The sequence below is a fragment of the Glycomyces algeriensis genome (genome assembly GCF_027622855.1).
Classification (GTDB): domain Bacteria; phylum Actinomycetota; class Actinomycetes; order Mycobacteriales; family Micromonosporaceae; genus Glycomyces; species Glycomyces algeriensis.
Genome location: NZ_JAPZVR010000020.1, coordinates 25143 through 40553, shown reverse-complemented (window position 1 = coordinate 40553; position 15411 = coordinate 25143). Strand labels below are relative to the sequence as shown.

General features: G+C 72.7%; 13 protein-coding genes. 11 read left to right on the top strand and 2 right to left on the bottom strand.

What is annotated here, in order from left to right; translation table 11 throughout:
- The first annotated feature begins 196 nt into the window (after positions 1 to 196).
- The 8 genes from O2L52_RS22900 (at position 197) to O2L52_RS22865 (ending at position 9407) form a co-directional block, all read left to right on the top strand.
- Positions 197 to 946: a LytR/AlgR family response regulator transcription factor gene (locus O2L52_RS22900; RefSeq protein ID WP_270116065.1), complete on the top strand. Its 750-nt coding sequence runs from the start codon at positions 197 to 199 to the stop codon at positions 944 to 946.
- Entirely contained in the window at positions 943 to 1293 is a 351-nt protein-coding gene (locus O2L52_RS22895) for a hypothetical protein (protein WP_270116064.1), read from the top strand. The genes O2L52_RS22900 and O2L52_RS22895 overlap by 4 nt, the downstream gene beginning before the upstream one ends.
- Positions 1293 to 2837 (top strand): sodium/solute symporter, encoded by a 1545-nt coding sequence (locus O2L52_RS22890; RefSeq protein WP_270116062.1) that lies wholly within the window; start codon positions 1293 to 1295, stop codon positions 2835 to 2837. Before O2L52_RS22895 ends, O2L52_RS22890 begins: the two co-directional genes overlap by 1 nt.
- A gap of 196 nt (positions 2838 to 3033) precedes the next feature.
- The gene (gene erm, locus O2L52_RS22885; protein ID WP_270116061.1) at positions 3034 to 3852 is read left to right on the top strand and encodes an ErmE/ErmH/ErmO/ErmR family 23S rRNA (adenine(2058)-N(6))-methyltransferase; all 819 of its coding nucleotides are present in this window, start codon (positions 3034 to 3036) and stop codon (positions 3850 to 3852) included.
- 84 nt (positions 3853 to 3936) lie between these two features.
- The gene (locus O2L52_RS22880) at positions 3937 to 5025 is read left to right on the top strand and encodes a DNA-binding transcriptional response regulator (protein ID WP_270116060.1); all 1089 of its coding nucleotides are present in this window, start codon (positions 3937 to 3939) and stop codon (positions 5023 to 5025) included.
- A 105-nt stretch (positions 5026 to 5130) separates the two neighbouring features.
- Positions 5131 to 6822 (top strand): ABC transporter transmembrane domain-containing protein, encoded by a 1692-nt coding sequence (locus tag O2L52_RS22875; RefSeq protein ID WP_270116058.1) that lies wholly within the window; start codon positions 5131 to 5133, stop codon positions 6820 to 6822.
- Positions 6819 to 8609: an ABC transporter ATP-binding protein gene (locus O2L52_RS22870; RefSeq protein WP_270116056.1), complete on the top strand. Its 1791-nt coding sequence runs from the start codon at positions 6819 to 6821 to the stop codon at positions 8607 to 8609. The genes O2L52_RS22875 and O2L52_RS22870 overlap by 4 nt, the downstream gene beginning before the upstream one ends.
- Before the next feature lie 24 nt (positions 8610 to 8633).
- The gene (locus tag O2L52_RS22865) at positions 8634 to 9407 is read left to right on the top strand and encodes a protein phosphatase 2C domain-containing protein (protein ID WP_270116055.1); all 774 of its coding nucleotides are present in this window, start codon (positions 8634 to 8636) and stop codon (positions 9405 to 9407) included.
- Between the two features lie 38 nt (positions 9408 to 9445).
- Here O2L52_RS22865 and O2L52_RS22860 read toward each other — a convergent pair whose 3' ends face one another.
- Complete coding sequence (locus O2L52_RS22860) at positions 9446 to 9811, bottom strand: nuclear transport factor 2 family protein (protein ID WP_270116054.1); 366 nt, start codon at positions 9809 to 9811, stop codon at positions 9446 to 9448.
- A 126-nt stretch (positions 9812 to 9937) separates the two neighbouring features.
- Between O2L52_RS22860 and O2L52_RS22855 the strand changes: the two genes are divergently transcribed.
- Positions 9938 to 10723, top strand: a complete 786-nt coding sequence (locus O2L52_RS22855) for a helix-turn-helix domain-containing protein (RefSeq protein WP_270116052.1) — start codon at positions 9938 to 9940, stop codon at positions 10721 to 10723.
- A 12-nt stretch (positions 10724 to 10735) separates the two neighbouring features.
- On the opposite strand, the gene O2L52_RS22850 is transcribed toward O2L52_RS22855, so the two are convergent.
- Positions 10736 to 11323, bottom strand: a complete 588-nt coding sequence (locus O2L52_RS22850) for an alpha/beta fold hydrolase (protein WP_270116050.1) — start codon at positions 11321 to 11323, stop codon at positions 10736 to 10738.
- 378 nt (positions 11324 to 11701) lie between these two features.
- Between O2L52_RS22850 and O2L52_RS22845 the strand changes: the two genes are divergently transcribed.
- Positions 11702 to 13456, top strand: a complete 1755-nt coding sequence (locus tag O2L52_RS22845; protein WP_270116048.1) for an ABC transporter ATP-binding protein — start codon at positions 11702 to 11704, stop codon at positions 13454 to 13456.
- Positions 13453 to 15360, top strand: coding sequence for an ABC transporter ATP-binding protein (locus O2L52_RS22840; RefSeq protein WP_270116047.1), 1908 nt, complete (start codon positions 13453 to 13455; stop codon positions 15358 to 15360). The genes O2L52_RS22845 and O2L52_RS22840 overlap by 4 nt, the downstream gene beginning before the upstream one ends.
- Positions 15361 to 15411: the final 51 nt, after the last annotated feature.

Sequence of the window (15411 nt, the reverse complement as noted above, 5' to 3'; positions counted from 1 at the left end):
ACGCGAACGCGAACGCGAACGCGAACGCGAACGCGAACGCGAACGCGAACGCGAACGCGAACGCGAACGCGAACGCGAACGCGATTCGTGCTCAGTGGGCGGGGGACCGCACTAATCACTCCCGCCTCGTTCGCATTGCGGCCCTTCCCTCCCGCCCGGTCCGCACTGCGACCCTGCTCCTGAACCGGAGGCGCTGATGAGCCTGCTGCGCGTGCTCGTCGTCGAAGACGAGCCCTCCACCCGCGTCGAACTGGCCGGGCAGCTCGCCGAGCTGCCCGCCGTCGGCGAGGTCGTGGCCGCCGCCGGCGGCGACGAGGCCGTGCGCCTCCTCGGCTCCGGCTCGTTCGACGCCGCGTTCCTCGACATCGCGATGCCCGGCCTCACCGGCATGGACGTGGCCCGGATCCTCCGGCGCCTCTCGGACCCGCCCGAGATCGTGTTCGTCACCGCCTACGACAACCACGCGGTGGAGGCCTTCGGCCTCGGCGCCGCCGACTACCTTCTCAAGCCCTTCCGGCCGGAGCGCCTCGCCGAGGCCGTGGCCCGCATCGGCGGCCGCCGCTCCGGACCCGTGGTGGGGGACAAGTCCGACGACCTCGCCGTCGTCCAGGTCGAGCTCGCCGGGCGCACCGTGTTCGTGCGCCGTGACGACATCGCCTACGCCGAAGCCCACGGCGACTACGTGCGCCTCCACTCCAGCCAGGGCTCGCACCTCCTCCGCCAGTCCCTCACCTACCTCGAACAGGTATGGGACGCAGCGGGTTTCGTGCGCGCGCACCGCTCCTTCCTCATCAACCTCGCCCATGTCACGGAACTGCGCGTGACCTCCACGGCCGGCCTCGTCGCCGTCACCGAACCCGGCGAGGTGCCAGTCAGCCGCCGCCACTCCCGGCTCCTGCGCGAACGGCTCCTCCAGGCCGCCAGGGAAGGCGGCGCGCACCGGTGAACCAGCGCGTGCGCGTCACCAGCCCCCAGACCCGGCTCGCCCTGCGCCGCCGGTCCGACGCCACACGCCGCCTCAGCCGCCTCGCGGGCCGCCCGCCGGTGGGCCGCAGCGCGATCGACCTCGACGACGCCGAACGCGCCCTCCGCCGCCAGCGCCGCCTCGCCGCCCGCACCGCGACCCTGCTCCTGCTCGCCCTCGCCGCCCTGCTCACCGCCGCCGCGATCACTCCGGGCCGCCTCGGCTGGGCCGTGCTCTTCTTCGCGCCCTACCCGGTCCTGCTGCTCCTGGCCGCCGTCCACGTGCGCCGGGCCGAGGCCATCGAAGCCGACTACCGGGAAGGCAGCTGATGCTCGGCCTGGCCGCCATCAGCCTGGTGCTCGCCTCCAGCGTCGTCATCGGCGTCTGGGGCGTGCGCGCCGCACGGTCCACACCGGACTTCCTGGTGGCCTCCCGCAGCATCGTGCCCGGCTGGAACGCCCTCGCCATCGCGGGCGAGTACGTCTCCGCCGCTTCGGTACTGGGCCTCGCCGGGCTGATCGTCAAGAACGGCGTGGGCGCGATGTGGTACGCCGTGGGCTTCACCGCCGGGTACGTGCTCGTCGCCGCGCTCGCGGCCGGGCCGATGCGCCGCAGCGGCGCCTACACGGTGCCCGACTTCGCCGAGTACCGCCTGGGCTCGCCGCGCATCCGCCGCATGTGCGGCCTCGTCGTGCTCGTCATCATGCTGCTCTACCTGCTGCCGCAGTTCAAAGCGGCCGGCGTCGTGCTCGAACTCGTCTCCGGCATCCCCTACTGGGTCGGCGTCGTCGGCGCCGGGCTCGTGGTCTCCTCCACCATCGCCGTCGGCGGGATGCGCTCGGCGACCTACGTGCAGGCCTTCCATTACCTGGTGAAGCTCGTGTTCATCGCCGGCCCCGCGGTCTTCCTCATCGCCCTCGCCGGGCCCGAACGGCGCGAGGCGGCCCTCGACCCGAGCGCCGACGCGGACTGGTCCCGCCCGCTCCTGGACCTCGACGGCTCCGGGCACCCGCTGCTGGCCACCATCTCGGTCCTGGTCGCGACCACCTTGGGCGCCATGGGGCTCCCGCACGTCGTGATGCGCTTCCACACCGTCGCCGGGGCCCGCGCGGCCCGCCGGGTCGCCGTCTCGGTCATCGTTCTGCTCAGCCTGTTCTACCTGTGGCCGGTCGTCTACGGCCTCCTCGGCCGCGTCACCACGCCCGAACCCGAGGAGACCGACGTCGTCCCGCTCCTCGTCCCGGGCGCGATCGTCCCCGGCACGGCCGGCGCGGTCCTCACCGCACTGGTCGCCGCCGGCGCGTTCGCCGCATTCCTCTCCACCTCGTCCGGGCTGCTCCTCGCGCTGGCCGGGGGCCTCTCGCACGACCTGTTCGGCGGCTCGCTCTCACGGCTGCGCCTCGGCGTCGTCGTCGGCACGGCCCTCGCGGTCGCGCTCTCGCTCCCGGCGGCCGATGTGGACATCAACGTGCTCGTCGGCTGGGCCTTCGCGGTGGCGGCCTCCACGTTCTGCCCGCTGCTGACCCTCGGCATCTGGTGGCGCGGCCTCACCGCGACCGGGGCGACGGCGGGCCTGCTCGTCGGCGCCGCCACCTCCACCGGCGCGGCGCTGGCCTCCGTGGTCCTCGACCTCGAACCCGGCATCGTCTCAGTCCTCCTCGCCCAGCCAGCACTGTGGACGGTGCCGCTCGCGTTCGCCGTCATGATCGCCGCGTCCCGCCCCGGATCCGTCCCCGACTGGGCCAGCGAAGCGGTCCTGCGACTCCACGTGCCCGGCCGCTACTCCTCGGGCGGCGGCGCCCACAACGACACCGGTGCGATCCCGCGCGCGCGGCGCGAGAACCGGGTGGACGCCCCGGGCGAAACCGGATAGCCTCGCGGGCATGTACGGGTCACCGGGGCAGTTCGCGTCCACCGCGTCCTGCCCGTGCTTCATGCGGCTGCGCGCGGCGGCCTAGGCCTCCCGCAAGCGCTCCTATCCGACCGCTGCGTCTCGCAGCGGCTGCGCCCCTGCGCGGGCCTAGGCGAATCGATCGTCCTGATTCGACTCGTCCTCATGGAGTACTCCCATGTCCCGCAGCCAATTCCCGCGTGCCCGAGCTCCGCACACCAAAAGCGCACGCGACCTCTCGAACCGCAAAGCCCTGTCCCAGAACTTCCTGCGCGACGCGCACACCGCCCGCGCCTTCGTCGACGCCGCCGACGTCCGCCCGAACGACCACGTGATCGAAGTCGGCCCCGGCGACGGCATGGTCACAAGAGCGCTGCTCGACCGCGCCCGCCGCGTCACCGCCTACGAGAAGGACCGCCACTTCGTCGAACGACTCCACTCGCGCCTCGGCCACCACGAGCACTTCCGCTGCCACCAGGCCGACTTCCGCGACGTCACACCACCGCAAGCACCCTTCAGCGTCGTCGCCAACGCGCCCTTCGGAATCACCACCGACATCGTCCGGTGGTGCCTGCGCGCCCGCACCCTCACCTCGGCCGCACTGATCACCCAGCTCGAGTTCGCCCGCAAGCACACCGGCGACTACGGCCGCTGGAGCCGCCTCACCGTCGCGCACTGGCCCGAGTTCGACTTCGAACTCGGCATGCGCCTCGACCGCCGCGAGTTCCGGCCCGTCCCGCAGGTCGACGCCGCCGTGCTGCACCTGCACCGCCGCACCAGGCCCCTGCTGCCGCCCGACGCCATGGTCGACTACCGCGACCTCGTGGACCTCGGCTTCTCCGGCATCGGCGGCGCGCTCGCCGCGTCCCTGTGCCGCGTCGTCCCCAGGCGCGTCGCGCACCAGGCCTGCGCCGAAGCCGGCATCGCCCGCGACCAAGTCGTCGGACTCGTCCCGCCTGACCGCTGGATCTCCCTGTTCCACGCCCTCACCCGGTGAGACGCCTTGCGGTACCGGGGCCATGGCGTCGGCCGTTTAAGGTAGAGATGCCCGGCCCCGGTACCCCCTTCTTTGGAGCCCACGATGAGCGAAGCCATCTGGATCGAACTGATCAAGGTGCTCCCGGCCTTCCTCTGGGTCGGCTTCGGCTTCATCGCGCTGGCCATCGCCAAGCGGCTCTTCACCGCCCAGGCGCCGCGCATGACCAAGGTCGAGACCCCTTGGGTCACAGTGGAACTCGCCCAGCAGGCCATCGAACAGGCGGCCGTGCGCGACGCCGTGCAGCTCCAGCCGCCGCCCGCCGAGACGGACTGGACCGCGCTCTACCCGCTGCCGACCCAGCAGGTCCGGCCCGGCAACGGCGTGGTCTACAAGATCGGCACCGACCCGCAGTCGCCACCCGCGAAGGACGCCACGGACGACGAACCGGCGGACGACGACGAGACCGTCCACACCGAACCGCCCGCCGAGGCGAAGCCGGACCTCCTCGCCACCCCACCCGTCGACGGGCCCGCCGACACCGCGCAGCCCGAGCCCGACCCCTACGCCACGGTGACCGCCCCCAACCAGCAGATCCCCAACATCCCGCCCACCTATCCCGTTCCCGCGGGCCGGCCCGGCGAGGGTGGCGCCTACTACCCGAACCGGCCCGCCCCCTACTGGGCCCAGCCCGTCCAGCCGGCGTACCGGCATCCGCTCGGGCACCAGTCCCGGACCCAGAGCCTGCGCGCCGCCACGAAACTCGTGCTCGCCGCCTTCGAACTGCGGGGCGGCTCGATCCTGTGGGTCGACGACAATCCGGACGGGAACGACATACTGAGCGGGCTCTTCCGCGCTGTCGGCATCACCGTGGAGCCGGTGCTCTCCACCGATGAAGCCATGCGCGCCTTGGCGAAGCACCCCTACGACCTCGTCATCACCGACATGCGCCGCGAGTCCGAACCCGACGGCGACGCCGCCGGGAGCCGCCTCCTCGACCGCATGGTCGCCTCGGGCATTCCCACGCCCGCCGTGCTCTTCTCCGAGCACCCGAGCGCGCACGCCGCGCTCCACCCGCGCGCGGTCGCCGCCACGGACAGCCCGGAGCAACTGGTGGACGTGGTGGTCGAGTACGTCGGCGACCGCCGCGAGCGGCAGTCCCCGGGCTGGCTCGAACGCCTGACCGGCAACTGAACCCCGCTCGCCGAGCGCCACCGCCGCACCGCTGCTGTCGTCTCATGTCGACTGCACGCTGTTAAACGCTTGCCGATCTGCAGCGGGCGTGGCTACCTTGGCCCTGTGTCACTCCTCCGCGCACCCGAACTGCCCGTAGACGACCCCGGCGAACCCCCGACCACCTCCTGGCGCCTCTTCACCTGGCTCGCCACCCGCCGCAAGGGCCTCGCCGCGGCCGTCCTCGTCTCCGCGGTCTTCTCCCTCGGCCTCGTCCCCGTCATGCCGATCTTCCTCACCGGCGCCGTCGACGACGGCATCCGCGGCCGCGACTGGGGCGCGCTCCTCGCCTGGGCCGGCGCCCTCACCCTCGCCGGATCCGTTGCGGCCGTGAGCATCGTGCTCCACCACCGCCTCACCGTCTGGTGGCGCCACGACGCCCAGTACCGGGTCCTCCAGCTCGCCACCCGCAAGACCGCCCGCCTCGGCTCGCGCCTGCGCGGCCAGACCACCACCGGCTCGGTCGTCAGCGTCGGCGTCACCGACGTGGTCTCCATCGGCCGCGCCATCGAATCGCTCGCGCCCACCGTCGGCTGCGTGACCGGGATCGTCGCGGTCGCCGTGCTGCTCTTCGGCATGTCCGCGTCCCTCGGCCTCACCGTCTTCATCGGCGTCACCGCCGTCGCCGCGATCACCGGCCCGATGCTCCGCCACCTCCATGCCCGGTACGGCTCCTACCGCCGCGACATCGGCGCCGTCACCGAGCGCGCCGCCGACATCGTCGCCGGACTCCGCGTCCTGCGCGGCGTCGGCGGCGAAGCGCGCTTCAACGCCGCCTACCGCCGCGACTCCCAGCACCTCAAGCGCTCCGGCTTCGGCCTCGCCGCCCCGGGCGCCTGGATCGACGCGATCTCCGAAGGCGCCCCGGCGATCCTGCTCGGCGCGGTCGTCTGGATCGCCGCCCGCCTCGTGGCCGCCGACGAGATCACCGTCGGCCAGATGGTCGCCGCCTTCGGGTACACCGCCGCGCTGCTCATGCCGGTGCGCTGGCTCCTGGGCACCGCCATGACCATCATCCAGGGCGAGGTCGCCTGCGCGAAGGTCTGCGAACTCCTCGCCCTGCCCGAGCGCGAGGCACCGCGGGACCCCCTGCAGGGGCCCGAGCGCGGCGCCGAACTCCACGACCCCGAATCCGGACTCACCCTCACGCCCGGCCTGACCGCCGTCGCCACCGCCGACACCGACACCGCCGCCGCGATCTTCGACCGCCTCGCCGGCCTCGCACCCTCCGAAGCCGTGTTCGGCCAGGTCCCCGTGGCCCGCATGGCATCCGAGGAACTGCGCCGCCGCATCCTCCCCGGCGACCACGACGCGTACCTCTTCGCCGGCACCCTCACCGCCGTCATCGGCGGACGCGACGCGAAGGCCGCCGTCACCACGGCCGCCGCGGACGACGTCGTGGACGCCCTCCCCGGCGGCCTCGACGCCGAGATGGACGACCAGGCCCGCACCCTCTCCGGCGGCCAGCGCCAGCGCCTGCGCCTCGCGCGGGCCCTCGCGGCCGACCCCGAGGTCCTGCTCCTCCTCGAACCGACGTCCGCAGTGGACTCCCATACCGAAGCCCGCATCACGGAGCGGCTCACCGGGTTCCGGCACGGCCGCACGACCGCGGTCGTGAGCGCCTCCCCGCTCTGGCTCGGCCGCGCCGACCGGGTGGCCTTCGTCCAGGACCGCAAGGTCGCCGCCACCGGCACCCACGCCGAACTCACCGCGTCCCGCCCCGACTACCGGGCCCTAGTGAACCGGGAGCTCTCATGACCACCGGCCTCCGCACGACATCCCCGGACTCGAAGACCCAAGGCGCCGAGGCGGACTCGACCGAGCTGCCGGTGGCCGAGCCCGACCGGGTCCGCCGGGCCTTCGTCGCACTCCTGGCCTCCGAGCGCTCCCGCGTCGGGGTCGCCGTCGCGCTGCGCGTGGCCGCCGCGGGGGCCTCGACCGCCGCACCGCTCCTGATGGGCCGCATGATCGACGCCCTCACCGCGGGCGAGGGCATCGCCGACATCGACCTCCTCGCCGCCGGCATGGCCGCCGCGATCGCCGCCGCGGTGGCGCTCACCTGGCTCGCGAGCTTCACCGCGAACCGCGTGGGCGAACGCCTCTCGGCGCGGCTGCGCGAGCGCTTCGTCGAGCAGTGCCTGCGCCTGCCGCTCCACACCGCCGAGCGGGCCGGCGCGGGCGACCTCATGACCCGCGCCTCCGTGGACGTCCCGCAGTCGGGCAACCTCATCCGCGACTCGCTCCCGCGCGCGGCCGTCGCGATCCTGACCGCGATCGTCTACATCGGAGCGATGGTCTGGGTCAACGCGCTCCTCGCGCTGTGCATGGTCCTCGCCGTCCCGCTCATCGCGGTGGGCGCGCGCTGGTACCTCAAGCGCGCCCGCGAGGGGTACCTGACGCAGGCCCGCACCGAGTCCCGCTCGGGCGAGGCCCTTGCGGCGACCGCCGACGGCGCCCGCACCGCCGAGCTGTACCGCCTCGAAGCCGACCGGATCGCTCACGGCGACAACACGATCGGTGAGCACTGGGCCGCCAGCAGGTACACGCTGTACCTGCGCAGCGTCTACTTCCTGACGCTCGAGAGCTCCTATGTGCTCCCCGCTTCGGCCGTGCTCGTCCTCGGCGGCGCGATGTACTTCCACGGGACGGTGAGCCTCGGCGAGGTCGCCGCGTGCGCGGTGCTCTCGCGCCAGATCATGACCCCGATGAACTTCCTGCTCATGATGGTCGAATGGCTCCAGCGCGGCTTCGCGTCGTTCGCCCGGGTCGAAGGCGTCGCGGCCATCGACACGGACGAGGCGGCCACCGCCGCGGCCGTCCCCGCCGACGGCACGGTGGCACTGCGCGCGGTCCACTTCTCGTACCCGACCGGTCCCGAAGTGCTCCACGGCGTCGACCTTGTGATCCCCGCGGGCGAACGCCTCGCGGTCGTCGGACCCAGTGGCGCGGGCAAGTCCACCATCGCGCGGCTCGTCTCCGGCGTCGACGCCCCGGACTCGGGTCGCGTCACTGTCGGGGGAGTGGACGTGGCGTCGCTCCCGCTGGGCGAGCGACGCGGCCACGTCACCCTCGTGACCCAGGAGCACCACGTTTTCACCGCGACGCTGCGGGACAACCTCACCCTCGCCAAACCGGACGCCGACGACGCGGAACTGCGCGAGGCGCTCGCCACGGTCGGCGCCGCCTGGGCCGACGACCTCGACACCGAACTCGGCGGCACCGCGAAGGAACTCGACCCGGCCGCCGCGCAGCAGATCGCCCTGGCCCGCATCATCCTGGCCGACCCCGACGTGGTGATCCTCGACGAGGCCACGGCGATGCTCGACCCCCGCGCCGCGCGCGACACCGAGCGCGCCCTCGCGGCGGTCCTGGAGGGCCGCACCGTCATCGGCATCGCCCACCGCCTGCACACCGCGCACGACGCCGACCGCATCGCGGTCATCGAGGACGGCGTCCTCGCCGAGCTCGGCAGCCATGACGCACTCCTGCAAGCGAACGGGCCCTATGCTCGCCTCTGGAACACCTGGCACGGCACCGGTGTCTGACAACATGAGGGAGCAGCGTCCGGCATGACCTTCGAAGCGAAGCACGGCACCGCGATCGGGTCCGGAGCGGAGAACCAGGACCTGGCGCTGACCGGCGCGGACTGGGCCTTGGTCCTCGACGGCGCGAACCCGCCTGCGGGCGTCGACACCGGGTGCTCGCACGGCGTCGCCTGGATCGTCGACCGCCTCGGCGCCCACCTCGGCGCCGGCCTGGACGGCGCAGGCACGCTCGCGGCGATCCTGCGCGAGGCCGTCATCGCCACGGTCGCCGACCACGGACCGGGTTGCGACACCGCGCATCCGCGTTCGCCCGGCGCCACGGTCGCCCTCGCCCGCCTGGTCGGCGACGACCTGGAATGGCTGGTACTCGGCGATGCCGCGATCCTCTTCGAGGACACGACCGGCCGCGTTGCGGTCGAGACCGACCTGCGCGTCAACGAGCTCCCCGAGCCGCCGGACACCGCCGAAGGCCTCGAGGCGTTCATCGCCCGGTACCGCAACCAGCCCGGCGGGGCCTGGTTCGCCGGCGCGGTGCCCGAAGCGGCCGATCACGCCTTCACCGGTCGGCAGCCGATCGCCGAACTTCGGCGGATCCTGCTGTGCACCAACGGCATCACGCGCCTGACCGGCCGGTACGACTACCGCGACGCGGACCTGATGACCCTCGCGACCACCAACCGCGGTCCCGAAGCGCTCATCGACGCCGTGCGCGGCGCCGAACTCACCGACCCCGACCCGCAACGGTGGGAAGGCAAGCGGCACGACGACGCCACCGCCGTCGTCGTCGACCTGCACTAGCTCGCGGGGGCGGGTCGGCGCCCGCCCCCGGGCACCGGCTAAGCGGCGGGCACTTTGTCGAGGAAGCCGAGCACCTGGCCGATGCGGCCCTCGCCGTCGACCACGACCACGTCGAAGCCCACGACCGGCGGCTCCACGCCCTCGGGGCCGAGGCCCCAGCTGAAGCGGGCCTGCTGGCCGTGGCCGTCGACCGGGCCGATGAGGGTGAAGACCCAGCCGGGGAACTGCTGGTGGGCGCCGGCGATGAAGGCGTTCACGCCCTCGTGGCCCTCGACGTCCGCCATGGGGTCGATGTAGCTGACGTCGGCGGTGAACAGGTCGGCCACGAGGCGCTTGCGCTCGGTCTCGTCGGTCGCGTTGAAGGCGTCGAGGTAAGCGGCGGCGATGGCGTTGAAGTCGGTCATGTCGTTCCCTGTCTCTCGGTGTCCCGGCGTCTCCCGGGAACGACACCAGCTTCGCCCGGTTCGCGCCGCCCGTCGATTACCTTGGAGGTAATGAGCGGCGCTACCTGTGGGTTTAGGCTGGGCCGCATGGCAGTACCGCTCTCCGACACCGCAGCCCGCCGGACCCCGGGCGACCTCGTCCGGCACTGGCGCGCGCAGCGCCACCTGACGCAGCAGGAGCTCGCGATCCAGTGCCGCATCTCCGCGCGCCACCTGAGCTTCATCGAGACCGGCCGCTCCAAGCCGACCTCCGCGATGGTCCTCAAGATCTGCGAGGAACTCGACGTTCCCCTGCGCGACCGCAACGACATCCTCATGGCCGCGGGCCACGCCCCGGCCTACACCGAGTCCACACTGGACCAGCCTTCGATGGCGAGCATCGGGCAGGCCCTCATCCAGATCCTCGACGGCCACATGCCCTACCCCGCCGTCGTGGTCGACCGGCAGTGGAACATGGTCGACGCGAACACCGCGATCGACAAGCTCATCGCCGGCAGCGCGCCCGAACTGCTCGAACCGCCCGTCAACGTGCTGCGGCTGAGCCTGCACCCGCAAGGGGTCGCCCCCCGCATCCGGAACCTCTCGCAATGGCGCGCCCACCTCTTCTCCCGCCTCGACCACCAGATCCGGGCCACGGGCGACCCCGAACTGGTGCGTCTGCGCGAGGAGCTGCGGGGCTACCCGGGCGGCATCGACCCCGCCCCGAAGCACAGCCTCGTCATCCCGCTGCGGATCGACACCGGCAGCGGTGTCCTCTCCTTCTTCAGCGCCACAACCGTTTTCGGCACCCCCATGGACGTCACGGTCGCCGAACTCGCCATCGAGTCCTTCTTCCCCGCCGACCCCGAGACCGCCGCGGCTCTGGCCGCCTAGCCCGTTCCCGCGTCAGGCGGCGATGGCCCTGATGTCGTCGGTGAAGCGGTCGGGGTCGCTCAGGTGCGGGTGGGCGCCTTCGGTCCGGTAGCTGGTGCAGGCGGCCCCGGGGATGCGCTCGCCGAGCCAGTCCGGGTAGTGCGGCTGCGGGTCGCCGGCGAAGATCGCCAGGTAGCGGCATCGGAGTAGGCGAGGGCCCGCGGTGATCTCGTGGAGGGCGCGCTCGGTGTCGGGGTCGTGGTGCGGTTCGTCAAGGCGCTGTTCGATGTTGACCACGGCGTGCGCGAGGTAGCGGGCCGCGAACAGGGAGGCGACGAGGGCCGCGGGGCCGTGGCCGGCGATGACCGGGGCGCGGGTGCCCATGGCGGCGACGTAGGCGGCGAGGGTCTCGGCGCGGGAGGTGAGCGAGCGGCTCGGGGAGAGGTCCAGGACCGCGACGGCGTGCTCGTCGGCGAGGCGGGCGGCGACGGGCCACCAGGCCGAGCGGTCGGCGCCCTCCTCGTTGAGGAGGAGTACCGGGCGGCCTTCGGCGCCCCAGCGGTCGCCGTCGTGCTCGCGGTCGGGGTCTTGGAGGAGGTCTTCGAAACGCAGCGCCGGCATGGCGGAGGCTCCTGTCGGATGGTCGGCGAAAAGGTCCTGGGCGGTGTCGTCGGCCGGGCAGGGCAGGGTCAATCGCACCGCAGGTGTTGCGGTGCAAGCGAAAGGGAGCGATGTCGCGATCGGCGGTCCGCCGTCAGCGGTCCGTGGGGGCCGGGCTGATGCAGGATGGCGGTCCTCCTCGTCGGTAGCCGGTACCGGTGCGACGCCGAGAGTCTACGAGTCGATGTGAGGCAATTTCCCGGTGGGTCCGATTCGTCCCTCGCGCTGGGAGATCTCGGTCTCCCACGAGCCGCGACGCACGGTGAAAACGGCTGGTAGGCACCCGTTCGGGGGGTTAATCGATTGCCGGATGTCGGACCCTCCCTTTACGCTCGGCTAGTGAGGTTCCTCCGCGCCCCCGAACTGCCATTGGACGACCCGTTGCTCCCGGAAGGGACGAGGGGCGACCCGTCGTCCCCAGGAACAGCCGAGCCGCCACCGGGCACGCCCTGGCGGCTCCTCATCTGGCTCGCCACCCGCCGCAAGGGCCTCATGCTCGCGGCGCTCATCACCTCCGGGATCGCGCTCGGCTCCCTGCCCGTGCTCCCGTTCTTCCTGACCGGCGCCGTCGACCACGGTCTGCGCGAACGCGACTGGAACGCGCTCGCGTTCTGGTCGCTCGGCATGGTCCTCGCCGGGTTCGCCACCGCCGCGATGATCGTCTGGTCGCACCGGCTCACCGTGTTCTGGCGCGCCGACGCCTCCTACCGGGTCCTGCAGCTCGCCACCAGGAAGGTCAACCGGCTCGGCGACGACCTGCGGAAGAAGGTCACCACCGGCGAGGTCGTGAGCGTCGGCGCCACGGACATCAACCGCATCTCGTGGGCCGTCGACTCGCTCGCCCCCACCGCGGGCTGCCTCGTCGGCCTCATCGCGGTCGGCGTGCTCCTGTTCAACACCTCGGTCGCCCTGGGCCTCACCATCTTCATCGGCGTGTTCGCCGTCGGCCTCGTCACCGGCCCGCTCCTCACCCGCCTCCAGGACCGCCAGGAGCAGTACCGCGAACGCGTCGGCGACATCACCGAGCGCGCCTCCGACATCGTCTCGGGCCTGCGCGTGCTGCGCGGCATCGGCGGCGAGGCCCGCTTCAACGCCTCGTACCGCCGCGACTCGGACGCCCTGCGCTCCGCCGGATACAAGGTCGCCGGCCCCACCGCCTGGCTCAACTCTCTCGGCGAGGGCACGCCCGCGATCCTCCTCGGCGTCGTCATCTGGATCGCCGGACGCCAGGTCGCCTCCGGGGACCTGACGCCGGGCCAGATGGTCGCCGCGTTCGGCTACACCGGCGCGCTGCTGCTGCCCGTGCACTGGCTCATCGGCTGCACCTACCGGATCATCGAGGGCCGCGTCGCCGCCGGCAAGGTCTGCGAACTGCTCAACACCCCCGAGCGCGAGACCGCCGCTGAGATCCTGCCCGGACCCCGCGAAGGCGCCGAGCTCCACGACCCCGAGTCCGGTCTCACCGTCGCCGGCGGCGAGCTCCTCGCCGTCGCCTCCTCCGACTCCGAGCAGGTCGCCGCCGTCTTCGACCGGCTCGGCGGGTTCACCGAGTCCGAAGCCCGCTTCGGCAGTGTGCCTGTGGCGCAACTGGACCGGGACGAACTGCGCCGCCGCGTGCTCGTCGCCGACCACGACGCCTACCTCTTCGCGGGCACCGTCGCCGCCGCGGTCGCCGCCCGCGAGGGGATCGACCGCGTGGAGGCCGCCATCGAGGCCGCCTCGGCGCACGACGTCGTCGAAGCCCTCCCCGAAGGCCTCGACACCGAGGTCGAGAACCAGGCCCGCACCCTCTCCGGCGGCCAGCGCCAGCGCCTGCGGCTCGCCCGCGCCATCGCGGCCGACCCCGAAGCCCTGCTCCTGCACGAGCCGACCTCCGCGGTCGACTCCCACACCGAGGCCCGCATCGTCGAGCGCCTCGCCGAGACCCGCGGCGGCCGCGCCACCGCCATCGCGACCACCTCGCCGCTGTGGCTCGGCCGCGCCGACACGGTCGCGTTCGTCCAGGGCGGCAAGGTCGTCGCCCGCGGCACGCACCGCGAACTGGTCGCCGCGCACTCCGACTACCGCGCACTCGTCACCCGGGGAACCGAATGAGCACCACTGCCACGTCCGAAAAGCGGACGAACCAGCTGCCGATCGCCGACACCCGGACGGTCCGCCGCGCCTTCTTCCGGCTCCTCGCCTCCGAGCGGCGCCGCGCGATCGTCGCGGTCAGCCTCCACCTGGTGGCCGCCGTCGCCGCGGCCGTCGCGCCGATCCTGCTGGGGGACATGCTCGACGAGCTGACCACCGGCTCCGGCGCGGCCGAGATCGACCGGCTCGCGCTCGGCATCGTGGCCGCGATCGTCGTGGTAGTCGCCTTCACCTGGGCCGGCACGTACGTGTCCTACCGCCTTGGCGAACGCCTCTCGGCGCGCATGCGCGTCCAGTTCGTCGAACGCGCCCTGCGCCTCCCGATGCCGGTGGTCGAGCAGGCCGGCTCCGGCGACCTCATGACCCGCTCCTCGGCCGACGTCCCCGAGGCCGGCGTCCTCTTCCGCGACGGCCTCCCGCAGGTCACCGTCTCGATCCTGAAGGTCCTGGTCTTCTTCGGCGCCATGCTCATCGCGAGCCCGCTGCTGGGCCTGTGCATGCTCGTCGTCGTGCCCCCGCTGTGGATCGGCACCCGCTGGTACCTCAAGCGCGGCCGCGACGGCTACCTCGCCGAGCGCGCCGCCGAGTCGGCCATCGGCGACACGATCGGCGCCTCCGCCGACGGCGCCCGCACCACCGAGGCCTACCGGCTGCGCGGGCAGCGCGACGCCGCCGGCGACGCGACCGTGGCCAAGCACTGGAAGGCCGCCCGCTACACGCTCTTCCTGCGCAGCGTCTACTTCCCGTTCCTCGACGGCGCGTACGCCCTCCCGACCGCGGCCGTGCTCCTGGTGGGCGGCGCGTTCTACTTCGACGGCACGGTCTCCCTCGGCACCGTCGCGTCCTGCGCGGTCCTGACCCGCCAGATCATGTTCCCGATCGACCACATCCTCATGTGGGTCGAGAAGGTCCAGCGCGGCTTCGCGGCCATGTCCCGCATCGAGGGCGTCGCCGAAGCCGAGGACGCGGAAGCGGACGCCACCACCGAGCGCCCGGCCGACGGCACCGTGGACCTCACCGAGGTCCGCTACGCCTACCCGACCAGCCCCCGCGACGTGCTCCACGGCGTCACCCTGAGCGTCCCCGCCGGGCAGCGCCTCGCCGTCGTGGGTCCTTCCGGCGCAGGCAAGTCGACGCTCGCGCGACTCATCTCCGGCTCCGACGTGCCCCGCGAGGGCCGCGCCGCGATCGGCGGCGTCGACGTCGCCGCGCTGCCTCTCGACGAGCGCCGCAAGCGCGTCACCCTGGTTACCCAGGAGCATCACGTCTTCACGGCCACCTTGCGCGACAACCTGATCCTCGCCAAAGCCGAGGCCCAGGACGACGAGCTGCAGAGCGCCTTGGCCGCGGTCGGCGCCGACTGGGCCTTCGATCTGCCCGAAGGCCTCGACACGCCGTTGGGCGGCAAGAACAGGGAGCTGGACGCGGCGAGCGCCCAGCAGATCGCGCTCGCGCGGATCATCCTGGCCGACCCCGATGTGGTGATCCTCGACGAGGCGACGGCGATGCTCGACCCGCGCGCCGCCCGCGACACCGAGCGCGCGCTCGGCGCCGTCCTGGAGGGCCGCACCGTGATCGCGATCGCGCACCGGCTCCACACCGCGCACGACGCGGACCGCATCGCGGTCGTGGAAGACGGCCGGGTCGCCGAGTTGGGCAGCCACGACGAGCTGATCGCGCTCGACGGCCACTACGCCGCGCTGTGGCGGGCCTGGCACGGCGAGGACACGAGCCGTAAATTTGCAGAGCACGGCGAGGACACGAGCCGTAAGTCTGCAGAGCACGACACGAGCCGTAAATCTGATGGGAATGCGGCTGAGTCGGCTTCGGAGGGCGAGTTCGCCGCTGCAACGAAGACCTTGTAGCACAAAAAGAACCAGGCCCCGGGCTTCCGCCCGGGGCCTGTACTGGCTCGA